The following is a 15,437-nucleotide window of genomic DNA, read 5'->3' on the forward strand; positions in this document are numbered from 1 at the left end:
GGGGATACCTTAAATGAGAATGGTAGATATTATTGAAAAAAAGCGTAACGGCGAAGAGTTAACAACAGAAGAAATTCGCTTCTTTGTGAATGGTTATACAGACGGGTCAATTCCTGATTATCAAGCGAGTGCCTTATGTATGGCAATTTACTTCCAAGACATGACAGACCGTGAACGTGCAGATTTAACAATGTCAATGGTCGAATCTGGTGACCAAATTGATCTATCGGCAATTGCAGGGGTCAAAGTAGACAAGCACTCAACAGGCGGTGTTGGTGATACAACGACATTACCACTTGCAGCAATGGTAGCAGCAGTTGGTGTACCCGTTGCGAAAATGAGTGGTCGCGGCTTAGGTCATACAGGCGGAACAATCGATAAATTAGAATCAATCGCAGGTTTCCACGTTGAACTAACTAGCGAACAATTTTCAAACCAAGTAAATGAAATTGGCATGGCAGTTATCGGTCAATCTGGGAATTTAACACCTGCAGACAAAAAGTTATATGCATTACGAGATGTAACAGGTACAGTTTCAAGTATTCCATTAATCGCAAGTTCGATTATGTCGAAAAAAATTGCTGCGGGTGCTGATGCAATCGTTTTAGATGTTAAAACGGGTGACGGTGCCTTCATGAAAACAGTAGAAGATTCAATTCTCTTAGCTGAAGCAATGGTGAAAATCGGAAATAATGTTGGTCGTAAAACGATGGCGATTATTTCAGATATGAGCCAGCCACTAGGTTTTGCTATTGGTAACGCTTTAGAAGTACAAGAAGCCATTGACACATTAAAAGGTCATGGTCCAGCTGACTTAAATGAATTATGTTACACATTAGGCTCACAAATGGTTGTTTTAGGTGGTAAAGCTAAAACAATTGAAGAAGCACGTACAATGCTAGAAGAAGTTGTGGCTAATGGCGCGGCTTTAGAAGTCTTAAAAAAATTCATCACAGCACAAGGTGGAGACGCTTCGGTAGTGGACGAGCCATCTCGTTTACCTCAAGCAAAATTTAAATTTGATGTTCCTGCAAAAGAAGCGGGCTACATTGCAAAAATTGAAGCAGATGATATTGGTACAGCAGCAATGTTATTAGGTGCTGGTCGTGCAACAAAAGAATCTGAAATCGATTTAGCGGTTGGACTTGTTCTACACAAAAAAGTGGGTGACCAAGTTGCTGAAGGTGAATCACTAATGACAATTCATGCGAATACTGAAAATGTAGATGACGTTTTAGCGAAAATTTACAAACATATTCACATGTCAAAAGAAAAAGTAGAAGCACCAAAACTAATTGAGGCCATTATTACCAAATAATTTCATGTATAGATAAAGGGCTATTTGTATTCACTATGAATGCAAATAGCCTTTTGTTCTTATAAATATGGTAAAATATGTTTAAAATGCTAATTTGAACATAATGTTTCTGTTTTACAATTAATCGTGAAGAAGGAATCGTATGCAATTTAAATGGTCAGGAAGGTTCGAAGGCTATTCATTAGGAAGTTTTAAAAAAGATTTACTGTCAGGAATAATTGTTGGGATCATTGCGGTTCCGTTAGCGATGTCATTAGCGATTGCATCTGGAGTAAAGCCGGAATACGGAATTTATACGGCCATTATTGCAGGGATATTAATTTCGCTTTTTGGTGGTTCAAAATATCAAATTGGCGGACCGACTGGAGCGTTTGTGCCAGTGTGTATACGATTGAAGGTCCGTTATTTTTTGGTGCTGCACAAACATTTGAACAGTCCATTTTAAATACGATTCACTATCGACCACGCGTGCTTATTTTGCGGATGGGGAAAGTTCCGTTTATTGATACGACAGGTGAAGAATATTTCCGTAATATAGTCCGTAGTTTTACGAAACAAGGTGGGATTGTACTTGTAAGTGGGGTGCAGCCAAGCTTGAAGTCCATGCTTGATGCCAACGGGTTAACTGAAGTTATTGGCCAAAAAGAAATGCGCGATTTAGAAAAATGACAAGTTAATATTTTTATCCAAATAAAAAGGTGAATTTCGAAGGACATCCACAAGTATTACGTCCTCGACAAGAGAATGAAGTTAATGCTTTGGCCACGTTTTTCCTTCAACTAACATAACATTTGCGGAGGGATACAAAATGTCAAAAAAATTGTTAGTAGCCGTTTCGTTAACATTAATTTATATGCTTATTGTAGGCATCATTAATATAAATTTCCCTATTAGTGATATCAAGTTTATTTTAATTGGCATAAGTGCAATGACATTTTTATTAGTTTCACAAAAAATAAATGAAAAGTTGTTTAATACAAAAGCTTAGTTTTATCTATATCCTAAAATTACACTGAATATTTCAAACTTAAAATCCTAATAATGTTCCCAAGTCAAAGTTTGGGGGCATAACAAAAAGCCGTAAACGCTGTTAAATCAACGTTTACGGCTTTTGCATTGGAACATTTTTTATACGTGATTTTATACACATTTCTACAAATCCAGTTCCAGCAACAGGTTGAGCAATAACTTTTAGAGTAGCTGTTATGTAAGAAATTACTTGCATAACAGCTACTCTTTTTATTTTGGGCGAAATGTTTAAAATTGCGTACAGTTTCCAATACTACTAGCAGTTGTCATAACGACACTACTTTTAGCGAAATGATTCTAGTTTTGTCATGCCTAAAGGAAACAGAGGATAACTAGAGAAATTGCCTACATGAAGGAGGCGACATCTATGAAATTTAATATGACCTTTTATCCGAACGAAGTACTCGTCATTCAATTGTTTGGAGAATTAGATCACCATGAAACTGAAAAAGTTCGCTCATCGATATCAAAAGCTATTTTTCAAGGAAACGTGAAATACCTTATATGGAATTTAGAACAGCTTCAATTTATGGATAGTTCTGGCATCGGATTGGTATTAGGAAGAATTCGAGAGTTACGCGCTGTGGATGGTCAGACGATTTTACTAAACCCATCGATTACGATGCAAAAAATATTCCAATTTTCCGGCTTAGGAAATTTAATTCAAATTGGCTCTGAACAGGAAGTCATTTTACAGGCGAGGGGGATTGTCAATGGATAACCAAATGACACTAACATTTTTAGCACGCAGTGAAAACGAAGGGCTAGCACGAATAGCTGTAACTAGTTTTATGGCGCAATTGGATCCGACAATTGAAGAGTTATCAGAATGCAAAACTATTGTATCAGAAGCTGTTTCCAATGCGATTATTCATGGATATGCGCATGATCCAAATGGCATGATTACCGTCCATGCTGTACGGAATGGCCGTGAAATAAGTGTTGTCATAAAAGATAATGGCTGCGGTATTGAAAATGTTGAACGCGCGCGTGAACCACTTTATACGACAAAACCAGAAATGGAACGTTCAGGTATGGGCTTTACGATTATGGAAAGCTTTGCAGACTTTTTACAAGTTGAGTCCTTCATCGGGGAAGGAACCGTTATTACATTTACAAAGCAAATTTCACCTGTACGAACTCTTGTTACGTAACGATTAGGGGGATGAGGAATATCGAACAGTCATCAGAAACGTTATTAACGCAAGCTTATATGCGGGAATTGATTGCGCGTTCACAAGATGGTGACCAAGTCGCCAGGAAAATTATGATCGAGGGAAATACTCGCCTCGTTTGGTCAATTGTCCAGCGATTTGCTTCTAGAGGAGTAGAGTTAGAAGATTTGTTTCAAATTGGCTGTATTGGCTTGATGAAATCGGTGGATAAATTTGATTTATCGTATGAAGTAAAGTTTTCTACCTATGCTGTGCCGATGATCATTGGGGAAATTCAGCGCTTTCTAAGAGATGATGGGATGGTGAAGGTTAGCCGTTCGATTCGTGAACTCAACTTTAAAATCCGACATGCAACAGATGAATATTTGAAGAATAACGAACGGACACCTACCGTTGCAGAATTGGCTTCGATATTAGAAGTTTCACAAGATGATATTTTAATGGCAACGGATGCGATGCGAGATCCTGCAAGTTTACATGACCAGCTTTTCGAAAATGATGGGGATTCAATTACGTTAATGGATCAAATGAAAGATGAAAAATCTGTGTTACCTTTTGATTATATTTCGTTAAAAGATTTATTGAAGCGTTTAGGTAAAAGAGAGCAATCGATTATTTACCTTCGATATTATTTAGATTTAACACAAACAGAAATTGCAGAAAGGTTAGGTATTTCACAAGTACAAGTGTCACGTCTTGAAAAGAAGATTCTCGCACAATTAAAAACTTGGATGGAAGTATCTGAGGCATCAAAGACGGTGAAAAAATGACGAATCAATTGTTTACATCTAAAGAAATTGCAAAAGGCTTTTTACAATCACGATTCGATGTAGAAAACACGTTTGACGTCTGTATAAAGGAAATTTCAATCAAAAATTTGCCGACACTTATTGTGTATATTAGTGGACTTGTAAACGGGGAACCACTTGCAGAACTGCTTGCGAATTTGCAATGGGAATATGAAGAAGAAATTGATGATGAGGTCGACTATTTTCACGCCCACTTCAATTATCACGGCATGGATGATGCTACATCACAAGATGATTTTTTATTAGGTGTTTTAAGTGGGCGAGTCGGGTTTATTACATTAAGTGGCTATGCATTTTTAGCGGAATTTCGTGAATATCCTGGAAGAAGTCCCGAAGAACCAGATAATGAAAAAGTAATTCGCGGTTCACGAGATGGATTTGCAGAAAATATTATCCAAAATGCGGCGCTTATTCGGCGCAGAATTCGCAGCACAGAGTTGCGTTATCAAATGCATAAAGTTTCAACGCTCAGTCAAATGGATGTCGTCATTGCGTACATGGACAATTTAGTAAATGATCAGCATTTAAATTGGATAATTGAGCGGCTCGAACAAATTCAGCATGATGGTTTAACGATGGCCGATAAATCATTAGAGGAATGGTTATTTAAACAACGGTTCCATCCGCTACCGTTTGTACGTTATTCGGAGCGTCCAGATATTGTTGCTGCCCATTTATTAGAAGGACATATTGCCATCATTGTAGATACATCGCCATCTGTAATGTTGATTCCTGTGACGATGTTTCATTTATTGCAGCATGCAGAGGAATACCGGCAAGCACCGTTGATTGGAACAACGATGAGAATTCTTAGGTACATCGCTGTGCTACTAAGCTTTGTGCTATTACCATTTTGGTATTTACTTGTAACGAATGAAGCGCTACTGCCAGATCAATTGTCCTATATTGGTGTGAGTGAAAAAAGTGAGCTTCCCCTGTTTTTGCAAATTCTCATTGCCGATGTTGGGATTGAATATTTGCGAATCGCGGCTATTCATACACCAACTCCATTATCGACGGCAATGGGCTTAATAGCGGGGATTATTATTGGACAAATTGCCATTGATGTCGGCTTATTTTCAAGCGAGATCGTGCTTTATACGGCAATAACGGCTATTTTTACTTTTGCCATCCCGAATTATGAATTAAGTATTTCGGTAAAAGTGTTCCGTATTTTATTGTTGGCAATGACCGCATTGTTTGGTATAAATGGTTTCTTTATTGGAATTTTCCTTATTTTCAGTTATTTATGTACCCTAAAGCCTATGAATGTGCCGTATTTATGGCCATTCGTTCCGTTTTTCCCAAAAGCATTTTTACGAGTGCTCATTCGCTTTCCAATGTCACAAGATGCACTTCGACCTTACGTTGTTGGTGCAAAACAGCGAAAACGTGCATGAACGCTCATTGCATGAGATTCTCTCCTATGTTAAAGTTCACATATAATATTTTGTGACTTTTAAGAATATTAGCGCTAGTCTAGCTAAAGTTAGGGGAGAATTGGATGCATTTTTATGGAACACAGCAAATTAATGAGCAAGGTCATTTAACAATTGGTGGCGTCGACACAATGGAACTTGCGAAACAATACGGAACGCCGTTATTTGTTTATGATACAGCACTTATTCGTAAGCGCGCGCGAGGGTTTATCGATACGTTCGAAAAATTAGGCGTGACAGCTCAAGTTGCATATGCATCGAAGGCTTTTGCATGTGTAGCAGCGTATCAATTAGCTGCACAAGAAAATTTATCATTAGATGTCGTTTCTGGCGGAGAACTATACACAGCGATAAAAGCGGGATTCCCAGCAGGGCGTATCCATTTTCATGGCAATAACAAGTCGATTGCAGAGTTAGAGCTTGCCTTTAACACAGGTATTGGCTGTATTGTTGTTGATAATTTTTACGAAATCACAGTTATTAAAGAAATGGCCAAAGCAAAAAATCAAAAAATAAATATTTTATTACGCGTAACACCTGGTGTTGAAGCACATACGCATGATTTCATCACGACGGGTCAAGCCGATTCGAAATTTGGTTTTGACTTAAATAATGGGCAGGCAGACGAAGCGTTCAAACAAGTTGTGGGCGATGAATATGTTCAGCTTTTAGGTTTACATTGTCATATAGGTTCACAAATTTTTGAAACAGAAGGCTTTAGTTTAGCAGCTGCAAAAGTGATACAAAAAATGGGTTCCTGGAAAAAGGAACATAATTTTGAAGCAAGCGTGTTAAACTTAGGTGGAGGCTTTGGTATTCGTTATACGGAAGAAGATAAACCACTTGAACCTCATGAATATGTGGCAGATATGATTAAAACTGTACAAGTTGAAAGTACGAAACTAAACTTAAACATGCCTGAAATTTGGATTGAACCAGGTCGTTCTTTAGTTGGGGATGCAGGTACATCACTTTATACAATTGGCTCACAAAAAACGGTTCCTGGCGTGCGTGAATATATTGCCGTTGATGGTGGGATGAGTGACAATATTCGACCAGCATTATACGATGCAAAATATGAAGCCATCATTGCAAACAAAGCAAATGAAGCGAAAACGAGTACATACACAGTGGCTGGAAAGTTGTGTGAGTCAGGTGATAAATTAATGATTGATGCGAGCTTACAAAAGTGTGAAACAGGTGATGTGTTAGCAATGTTCTGTACCGGTGCATACGGCTATTCAATGGCATCAAACTACAATCGTGTACCAAGACCAGCAGTAGTATTTGTAGAAAATGGCGAACATCAATTAGCAATTAAACGTGAAAGCTATGAAGATATCGTCATAAATGATCTACCGTTAACATTAAAAAAGGGTGAATAAAAATTGAAATTATCTAAACAAACAAAATGGGGCATTGGGATACTGGCTGGTGTCATCGTTTGGTCACTATTATTTATTTACGTCATTAGTCCATTGATTTATAATTTTACAAATTCGTAAAAGTCGTGCATTGGAACATTGGAAATTTGTGTTATTGCATTTCCTTCAAACTTTTGATAGGATGTGCAATGGTAGAATTGAGGGAATGTGAAAATGTTAGTTCGATATAAAAAAGCACTTGAGAAAATTGCAATGGGCTTAATTTCATTAATGCCACAAGGAAAAGACATTAAGGGATTAATGGAAACCATTCAACAATATGAACAAAACGAAAATTGGACACTGTATTTATGGAAAAAGGATGATGAGTACGTGGGGACAGTAGGCATTTTAGAAGAAAATGCGGTCGCAACGGTTCAACATATTACGGTTATTCCTTCTTATCGAGGTGAAGGCGTAGCACTTGAAATGCTACAAGAACTTCGTGAGTTAGGCTATGAAGATATTCAGGCAAATGAAGTAACCGAATCTTTTGTCCAAAAATGTATACCTATATTAAAAGAAGCAGATTAGTTTCTGCTTCTACCAGTAGACAAAGTTGATTTTTAACTTTGTCTATTTTTTATGCAAAAACATAGATAGAAATATTCTGCCTAAGGTCTAGTTCAAAAACAAACTCAATTGTGACGAGATTTGTTAGCTAATTTTTTCTTTTTATTTTCCTCACGTTCTCGAAGAATAGAAGAGCGGTCACGTAACATATGTTTGTTAACAAGAAAATCAAGGTTTTCGCTAGCTAATGATTTCATTCGCTCAGTAACTAGCGTTTCAAGTTCAATATTTGTTAACGGAAATGAAAACGCCTTGAATGGATTGTCTAGATCGATTTGTAATAGGACATTGTCAATGTAGATTAGTAGTTGTTCAAGTGCCACAAATTCAACAAATGGGGACTGTTTGTTTTGCAGTAAATTATAACGTGCTTTCTTTAATATACGCGCTGCCCCAATACCATTGCCACGCCGCCAATGATAGAGACCTGTTGCTACTTGAACAAAGCCAACTAACGCATGTTCCTTGTCACCCGGTGCGACGTCCTTCCAATATTCTTCTAAGACTTCATGGCATTCAAAATAATCTTCATTGCCGTTAAAATAAGCGCAATAATCGACAAATAGGGGATGAAACAAAGGATGCATTGTGCTCACCTTTCCTCTATACTAATAAAATAAGAGAATATAATATAATGATTCTGTCGAACTATGACGAATCTTGACTTTTCCATAAATTGCAGAAGTATAAATATCATTCTTTATGAAAATTTTCGACTAGAAATGACAGGTGGTAGAAAAAATGTCTTATGAAGTAAAGCTAGATGCCTTTTCAGGGCCTCTGGATTTATTATTGCATTTAATTCATCGTTTGGAAATCGATATATACGATATTCCGATGGCAGAGCTGACGGAACAGTATATTGATCATATCCATGCGATGCAAACATTAGAATTAAACGAAGCAAGCGAATATTTAGTCATGGCAGCAACATTACTAGCCATTAAAAGTCGTATGCTTATCCCGATTAATGAAGGTGAGATAGAGGAATCCGAATTAGAAATAGATGAGCCAGACCCTCGTGAAGAATTAGTTGCACGCTTAATTGAATACAAAAAATATAAAGAAGCAGCCGTTCAGTTACAAGAATTAGAAAGCGAACGTGGGCAAGTTTTCACAAAAGCCCCTGCCGATTTATCGGAATTTATGCCAGATGAGCAGCTTGCATTATTTGACCAAAACGTCAATGTATACGATATGTTAAGCGCTTTCCAAAAACTGATGCGTCGTAAACAATTGAAAAAACCATTAGCAACACGAATTGCGAGACAAGAAATTTCTGTAAAAGATCAAATGCGCACGGTTATAAACTTCCTAAAAAAATCAGGGGGGAAAGTGTTTTTTTCACAGCTTTTCGAAGCCGATGATAAACCAACACTTGTTTTAACTTTTTTAACACTTTTAGAATTAATGAAGCGCCAAGTCGTTTTTGTTGAACAACAAAAAAACTTCGATGACTTAACGGTATTGTTACAAAAGGAGGATATTGGCGATGAACTCGAACAAATTATTGAGCCAGATTGAGGCATTATTATTCGTAGCTGGTGATGAAGGAATGACTGTCAAACAGCTAGCACAATATATCGATATGGATTCAATGGATATTGAAGCAGGATTAAGTGAGCTACAATCACAATATAATGAAGAAGAAAAGCGTGGCATTACATTAAAGCATATGGCTGGTACATATCAATTAACGACAAAGCCAGAAGTGTCTGATACGCTAAAAAAATTAATCGAAAATCCAACGAACCAAGTATTAACAAGTGCGTCACTTGAAGTATTGGCAATTATTGCTTATAAGCAACCTATCACACGTGCAGAGGTTGAGGATTTACGTGGAGTGAAAAGTGAACGTCCCATTGCCACACTTGTATCCCGTGCATTAGTACAAGAGGTTGGGCGTGCAGAAGGAACAGGCCGTGCAATCTTATACGGTACAACGAAAGAGTTTTTAAATTATTTCGGTTTAAAAAACATTAAAGAATTGCCGCCATTACCTGATCAAGTTGAGCAGGATGATGAGCAACCAACTGATTTATTTTTAACGAAGTTCCAAGAAACGTTTAATCAAAACTAAAGGAGTGACCAGTTGAAAAAAGGATTGATGTATGTTGTTTTGTGGGTTGCGTTTTTTTTATTCGCAGGAAATGTAGAAGCAAATGGAAGTAGCTTTGTTGTCATGGATGCACAAAATGGTCGGACATTAATGGGGACGAATGAACATAGCCAGCTCGAAATCGCAAGTTTAACTAAAATTTGGACAGCGCTTGTTGTTTTGGATCATAGTGACTTAACTGAACAAGTGTTTGTTTCTGAACATGCGGCTTCAATAGAAGGTTCGTCTATTTATCTAGAGCAAGGGCAATGGTATTCGATTGATTATTTATTGCATGGGTTAATGATGCAATCGGGAAATGATGCTGCTACAGCTTTAGCGGAGCATGTTGGCGGCTCTGTTGAAGGATTTGTTCGCCTTATGAATGAAAAAGCGGTCAATAATGGCTTAACACAAACACACTTCAATAATCCAACTGGCTTACACCATCCAAATCACCTATCATCGGCATATGATACTGCTAAAATGTTGCAAATTGCCATGCAAAATCCGAATTTTAAAGAAATTGCATCAACAAAGGTCTACAAAGAAGGGGCTACTTGGAAAAATAAACATCGTTTGTTGCATGAGGATGTTGGCGCTGTAAGTGGGAAGACTGGTTATACAAAAGTAGCAGGACGTACACTCGCTACTTTTTTTGAACGGGAACAAAAACAATTCATTGTCGTTACATTAAATGAAGGCAATGATTGGAACATCCACCGAAATCTAGCAAACCAAATTACACATGATTATGAACTCGTTACAGTAGTCGATAGAGGTACCTATGAGGATGGCAATATAAAGATCCGCATAACGCAACCAATGCATGCTCTATTAAAAATAGAAGAGGTCAATAAATTACGCCACATTGTGAAACTATCTCGACACCCCAATTCAAAGCGCGCAGTGTGGCATGTGTATGTAGAAAATGAATTACTTATGACAAAATTGGTAGTAAGAAAATAAACTACCCTTGCAAAATGTTTAATCGTTGTAATAAAGCACATATTATTAGAAAAGTTAATTATCTTTAATAATAGAGCAACATGTGCCATAATTTTCAACAGTTACAAAAACTGCAGAGTCGAATGCTGAGAAGCTTGCGTCTTCTGCAAACTATCAATCAATGAGGTGAACTTATGGAAAGATTACAAAAAGTTATAGCATACGCAGGCGTTGCATCAAGACGTAAGGCGGAGCAATTAATTGTAGAAGGAAAAGTAAGAGTTAATGGGAAAGTCATTCGTGAATTAGGAACTAAGGTTTCAGAAACCGATGAAATTGAAGTAGAAGGCGTAAAATTAGAAAAAGAAGACAAAGTGTACTTCTTACTTTATAAACCACGTGCATATATTTCAGCTGTTACGGACGATAAAGGCCGTAAAACTGTAACGGATATTTTTAAGAAAAAAGTATACCAACGTATTTTCCCTGTAGGACGTTTAGATTATGATACAACAGGTCTATTACTATTAACAAATGACGGTGAATTTTCTAACTTAATGACGCACCCGAAATTTAAAATCGATAAAACATATATTGCACGTGTAAAAGGGATTCCAACGAAACAAGGCTTAATGAAATTACAAAGTGGGATTAAGCTAGAAGATGGTAAAACTGCACCTGCAAAAGTAAGCATGACAAGCTTTGATGAAAGTGCGGGCAAGGCAATTTGTGAAATTACAATTCACGAAGGACGTAACCGTCAAGTTCGCCGTATGTTCGAAGCAATTGGTACACCAGTTGTTAAATTAAAACGTGAGCGCTTTGCTTTCTTAGATTTAACTGGTTTAGTTGCTGGCGAATACCGTGAATTAACAAGACACGAAGTAAAATTATTACGTGTTTTAGCGGAAACAGGGAAAATGGATTAACACCAAGCTCGTAGGGAAAACGTTCATAAATCCTTCATAAATTATTTGTATTTTTTTGCTATAATAGGCAACAGTAGATTGCTGAAAGGAAGGAGGTCTTTTGTTTGGAAAAAAAGAAAAAACGTTCCTTTACTCGCGGTATTATTCTTGCAGTTCTTGCAGTAGCTATAGGATATACAGTTTATGCTGCGGTAACAAAGGATACAGTTAAAATCGTGAAGGCTGGGGCAGATGCGCCAGATTTTGAAGTGGTTGATTTAAACGGTGAAAAACATCGATTAGCAGATTATGAAGGGCAAGGTGTACTACTCAACTTTTGGGGAACTTGGTGTGCACCATGTGAACGGGAGTTTCCAGCGATGACGAAGCAATATGGAAAGTCAAAACATGAAGGCGTTCAAATCATTGCAGTAAACTTTGCGCAATCTGAGTTCGAAGTAAAAAAATATGTTCAAAATATGGGGATGACGTTCCCAGTTGCAATTGATAAAACGAAAAGTGTATTCACAGCTTATAATATTGGACCACTACCGACGTCTATTTTCATCAAGCCAGACGGAGAAATCGAACGTATTGTTACGGGAGAAATGAGTGAACAACAAATATCGAACTATTTGGATTCAATTAAGCCGGAATAGGAGTTTATAAGCTATGAATAAAATACTTTGTGAATGTGGGCATGAAAATTTAGAAGGCACAAAGCTCTGTCAAAAATGTGGTTCTCCTTTAACTACAGAGGAAAAAGACAAAAAAATTGCAGACATGCGCTATGAAGGGACTGCCATCCGTTCAAAAACTTACAATAAATCGATAATCGATAAAGTGTGGAATTTTTTCTCAAGTGTTAAAGTTGGGATTACATTAATTATTTTAAATTTAATAGCAGCATCGATTGGTACAATTTTGCCTCAAGAGTTTTATGTTAGTGTAGCCACTGACGCAGAGAAAGAAGCGTATTATTCGGATGTTTATGGTTGGTTCGGTGAAATATACTACTCGTTAGGTTTATCGGATCTTTATTCGTCCCTATGGTTCCAAATACTTGTATTAATGTTAGGTACGTCCATCATTATCGCGAGTATTGACCGTGGTTTCCCATTACATAAATCGTTAAAAAATCAACGTGTAAAACGTCACAATAGTTTTATGAAACGTCAACGTGTTATTGCTGAAGGACAACCTACGGAAAAGTCAGAAGATATGTTAACGAATGTTGAGCAAAAATTAAAGGACTTAAAATACAATGTACGTCGTGAAGATAATGCGTTATTGGCAGAACGTGGTCGTTTCTCTCGTTACGGCCCATATGTGAACCACGTCGGTCTTATCGTATTCTTAATAGGCGTTTTACTTCACTTAATACCTGGATTTTATGTCGATGAATCAATGTGGCTACGAGAAGGTGAAACGCGTGCAATACCTGGTATGGATGGCTATTTCTTAAAAAGTGATCAGTTCATATTAGAGACGTATGACAATGTTGCTCAAGGTGAACAGTTGAAGCAAGGTGTCAACGTTGTTGCGAAAAACTTCCAAACAGATGTTACGCTTTATAAACAAAAAGACGGTGCCGTTCCAGGACAAGCCGATGATTTAGAGGAAATAAAAAAATACGATATCCGCGTAAATTACCCATTAAAGCATGAAGGGTATGCAATGTATCAGATGGATTATCGTTTAAATGAATTAAAAACAATGATTTTCGAATTAACAAATAAAGAAACAGAAGCCTCTTTAGGAACGGTTAGTATTGATTTAACCAATCCACAAGATGAATATATTTTAGAAGATGGCTCAAAAGTAAACTTAATGGGTTATTACCCAGACTTCTCAGGCTTTAAAGAAGGTGTGCCACAAACAGCAACACAAACACCTAATAATCCAGCATTTATTTTCAAAATGCAAACACCAGAAAAGCCTGAAGGGGAGACAAGCTTTGTCGCTATTCAACAAACACTTGAACCAAATGGCGAAAATTTATACAAAATGAAGTTTTCAAACGTAGAAACGCGTAATATGTCAGGGATTACTGTTCGTAAGGATAAAACACTTCCAATCTTGTTCGTTGGTGGATTCATCTTTATGTTTGGTGTAGCAATCGGATCTTATTGGAATCATCGTCGAATTTGGGTTGAGGAACTTACGGATGGTACAATTCGCTTAGCAGCTCATACGAACAAAAACTGGTTCAGTATTAAGAAAGATTTAGATGCATTGACAGCACATGCACATTTACCAGCATACGTGGATCAACAAGATTCTGAACAGTTGGAAAATGAAGAAAGTGAAAAGGATGGTAAAACCTCATGAGTTTAATCGATTTAAGCGGTAACTTATTATTCGTTGCGTTCCTTTGTTATTTAGTTGGTACATTTTTATTTGGCGGCGCGATTAAGGAAAAGAATGATACAGCAGCAAGCCGTGCTGACAAGTTTGGTAAGCTTGCGATTGTTGTAACGATTATCGGTTTTTTAGCACAACTAGGTTACTTTATTACACGTTGGATTTATACGGGACATGCACCGGTAAGTAATATGTTCGAATTTACGACAGCGTTCGGTATGTTCATCGTCTTATCATTTATCGTTATTTACTACATGTACAAAGTGGCTGCTTTAGGGGTTGTGGCACTGCCAATTGCTTTATTAATCATTAGCTTTGCTGCCATGTTCCCAGTGGAAGTAAGCCCGCTTGTACCATCATTACAAAGTAACTGGCTAACGATTCACGTTATTACAGCTGCACTTGGTCAATCGGTTTTGGGAATAAGTTCGGTTGCTGGATTAGTGTATTTACTTAAAAATGTAAATACAAAAGAAAAATCAAAAGAGAGTTTTTGGTTTGAAGTTGTGATGTATTCTGGTGTATTAGTTATTGGTTTCGTAATTGCCACAATTACATTTAACGTGGTGGGCTATGAAGCTAAATTTGAATATGTGGATAAGTTAGATCAAGTAAGCACAACGACATATAACATGCCTGCAATTTTTGGTATGAATGAGTTTGTCGAACTTACTGAAGATAAAATGACACCACTTGCCGAATTACCACCATTAATTGACGCGCGTAAATTAACAACAGTTATTTGGTCATTATTATTTGGGACAATTTTATACATTTTAATTCGCTTAATCTTTAGAAAACGTATTTCAACGATGCTTCAACCATTAGTAAAACGTGTTAATTCAACCTTGATGGATGAAATTGCATATCGTGCTGTATTAATTGGTTTCCCAATTTTCACACTAGGAGCGCTGATTTTCGCAATGATTTGGGCACAAATTGCATGGAGTCGTTTCTGGGGTTGGGATCCAAAAGAGGTTTGGGCACTTATTACTTTCTTATTCTATGCAGCATTCCTTCACCTACGTTTATCAAAAGGTTGGGAAGGAAAAAAGACAGCTTGGTTAACAGTAATTGGCTTGATTATTATCATTTTTAACCTTGTAGTTGTGAACTTAGTTATTGCAGGTTTACATTCTTACGCATAAAGTTACTATCAATCGGGTGATTTTGGACAGTTAAACTTCACCTTTGTTTTTTCTTACGCGATTCAATCTAGAATACTGCCATTGAAGTGCGATAAAATTAACAAAATATCATAAAATTAGAAAAGTTCTACCGTTTTTGGTCGAGCTTTTCTTTTCAATTGCGCTCTGAAAAGGTACAATAGAGTAGAGAAATAGAGAGTTGAA

General features: G+C 37.1%; 17 protein-coding genes and 1 pseudogene. 17 read left to right on the forward strand and 1 reads right to left on the reverse strand.

All coding sequences use genetic code 11. The features are described 5' to 3' along the window. The first annotated feature begins 13 nt into the window (after positions 1–13). From DCE79_RS05430 to DCE79_RS05475, 10 genes and pseudogenes are all read left to right on the forward strand, one after another. Entirely contained in the window at positions 14–1,318 is a 1,305-nt protein-coding gene (locus tag DCE79_RS05430; RefSeq protein ID WP_108712098.1) for a pyrimidine-nucleoside phosphorylase, read from the forward strand. A 142-nt stretch (positions 1,319–1,460) separates the two neighbouring features. Continuing rightward, a pseudogene (locus tag DCE79_RS05435) lies at positions 1,461–1,724 on the forward strand (SulP family inorganic anion transporter); the annotation flags it as partial. Next, complete coding sequence (locus DCE79_RS05440) at positions 1,700–1,987, forward strand: sodium-independent anion transporter (RefSeq protein WP_234417339.1); 288 nt, start codon at positions 1,700–1,702, stop codon at positions 1,985–1,987. The pseudogene DCE79_RS05435 and the gene DCE79_RS05440, both read left to right, overlap by 25 nt. Before the next feature lie 139 nt (positions 1,988–2,126). Continuing rightward, positions 2,127–2,306 (forward strand): hypothetical protein, encoded by a 180-nt coding sequence (locus tag DCE79_RS05445; protein ID WP_108712100.1) that lies wholly within the window; start codon positions 2,127–2,129, stop codon positions 2,304–2,306. Between the two features lie 408 nt (positions 2,307–2,714). Continuing rightward, the gene (gene spoIIAA, locus DCE79_RS05450) at positions 2,715–3,068 is read left to right on the forward strand and encodes an anti-sigma F factor antagonist (protein WP_199912300.1); all 354 of its coding nucleotides are present in this window, start codon (positions 2,715–2,717) and stop codon (positions 3,066–3,068) included. Continuing rightward, complete coding sequence (gene spoIIAB / locus DCE79_RS05455; RefSeq protein ID WP_108712101.1) at positions 3,061–3,501, forward strand: anti-sigma F factor; 441 nt, start codon at positions 3,061–3,063, stop codon at positions 3,499–3,501. The genes spoIIAA and spoIIAB overlap by 8 nt, the downstream gene beginning before the upstream one ends. Before the next feature lie 11 nt (positions 3,502–3,512). Further along, complete coding sequence (locus DCE79_RS05460; protein ID WP_108712102.1) at positions 3,513–4,292, forward strand: SigF/SigG family RNA polymerase sporulation sigma factor; 780 nt, start codon at positions 3,513–3,515, stop codon at positions 4,290–4,292. Next, positions 4,289–5,731 (forward strand): spore germination protein, encoded by a 1,443-nt coding sequence (locus DCE79_RS05465; RefSeq protein ID WP_108712103.1) that lies wholly within the window; start codon positions 4,289–4,291, stop codon positions 5,729–5,731. Before DCE79_RS05460 ends, DCE79_RS05465 begins: the two co-directional genes overlap by 4 nt. A gap of 104 nt (positions 5,732–5,835) precedes the next feature. Beyond that, the gene (gene lysA / locus DCE79_RS05470) at positions 5,836–7,155 is read left to right on the forward strand and encodes a diaminopimelate decarboxylase (protein ID WP_108712104.1); all 1,320 of its coding nucleotides are present in this window, start codon (positions 5,836–5,838) and stop codon (positions 7,153–7,155) included. A 213-nt stretch (positions 7,156–7,368) separates the two neighbouring features. Then, entirely contained in the window at positions 7,369–7,728 is a 360-nt protein-coding gene (locus DCE79_RS05475) for a GNAT family N-acetyltransferase (RefSeq protein WP_108712105.1), read from the forward strand. A 104-nt stretch (positions 7,729–7,832) separates the two neighbouring features. Here DCE79_RS05475 and DCE79_RS05480 read toward each other — a convergent pair whose 3' ends face one another. After that, positions 7,833–8,354, reverse strand: coding sequence for a DUF309 domain-containing protein (locus DCE79_RS05480; protein ID WP_108712106.1), 522 nt, complete (start codon positions 8,352–8,354; stop codon positions 7,833–7,835). A gap of 154 nt (positions 8,355–8,508) precedes the next feature. On the opposite strand from DCE79_RS05480, the gene DCE79_RS05485 reads away from it, so the two are divergent. The 7 genes from DCE79_RS05485 (at position 8,509) to ccsB (ending at position 15,233) form a co-directional block, all read left to right on the forward strand. Then, entirely contained in the window at positions 8,509–9,291 is a 783-nt protein-coding gene (locus DCE79_RS05485) for a segregation/condensation protein A (RefSeq protein WP_108712107.1), read from the forward strand. Beyond that, the gene (gene scpB, locus DCE79_RS05490; RefSeq protein ID WP_108712108.1) at positions 9,260–9,847 is read left to right on the forward strand and encodes an SMC-Scp complex subunit ScpB; all 588 of its coding nucleotides are present in this window, start codon (positions 9,260–9,262) and stop codon (positions 9,845–9,847) included. The genes DCE79_RS05485 and scpB overlap by 32 nt, the downstream gene beginning before the upstream one ends. Before the next feature lie 12 nt (positions 9,848–9,859). Next, positions 9,860–10,834, forward strand: a complete 975-nt coding sequence (locus DCE79_RS05495; protein WP_234417340.1) for a D-alanyl-D-alanine carboxypeptidase family protein — start codon at positions 9,860–9,862, stop codon at positions 10,832–10,834. A 173-nt stretch (positions 10,835–11,007) separates the two neighbouring features. Then, positions 11,008–11,742, forward strand: coding sequence for a pseudouridine synthase (locus DCE79_RS05500; RefSeq protein WP_108712109.1), 735 nt, complete (start codon positions 11,008–11,010; stop codon positions 11,740–11,742). Between the two features lie 104 nt (positions 11,743–11,846). Continuing rightward, positions 11,847–12,380, forward strand: a complete 534-nt coding sequence (gene resA, locus DCE79_RS05505; protein ID WP_108712110.1) for a thiol-disulfide oxidoreductase ResA — start codon at positions 11,847–11,849, stop codon at positions 12,378–12,380. Between the two features lie 13 nt (positions 12,381–12,393). Continuing rightward, positions 12,394–14,052 carry a cytochrome c biogenesis protein ResB gene (locus tag DCE79_RS05510; RefSeq protein ID WP_108712111.1) on the forward strand — a complete coding sequence of 553 codons (1,659 nt, stop codon included), beginning with the start codon at positions 12,394–12,396 and terminating at the stop codon, positions 14,050–14,052. Continuing rightward, positions 14,049–15,233, forward strand: a complete 1,185-nt coding sequence (ccsB, locus tag DCE79_RS05515; protein ID WP_108712112.1) for a c-type cytochrome biogenesis protein CcsB — start codon at positions 14,049–14,051, stop codon at positions 15,231–15,233. The genes DCE79_RS05510 and ccsB overlap by 4 nt, the downstream gene beginning before the upstream one ends. Positions 15,234–15,437 lie beyond the last annotated feature (204 nt).

It is taken from the genome of Lysinibacillus sp. 2017 (assembly GCF_003073375.1).
Taxonomy (GTDB): Bacteria; Bacillota; Bacilli; order Bacillales_A; family Planococcaceae; genus Solibacillus.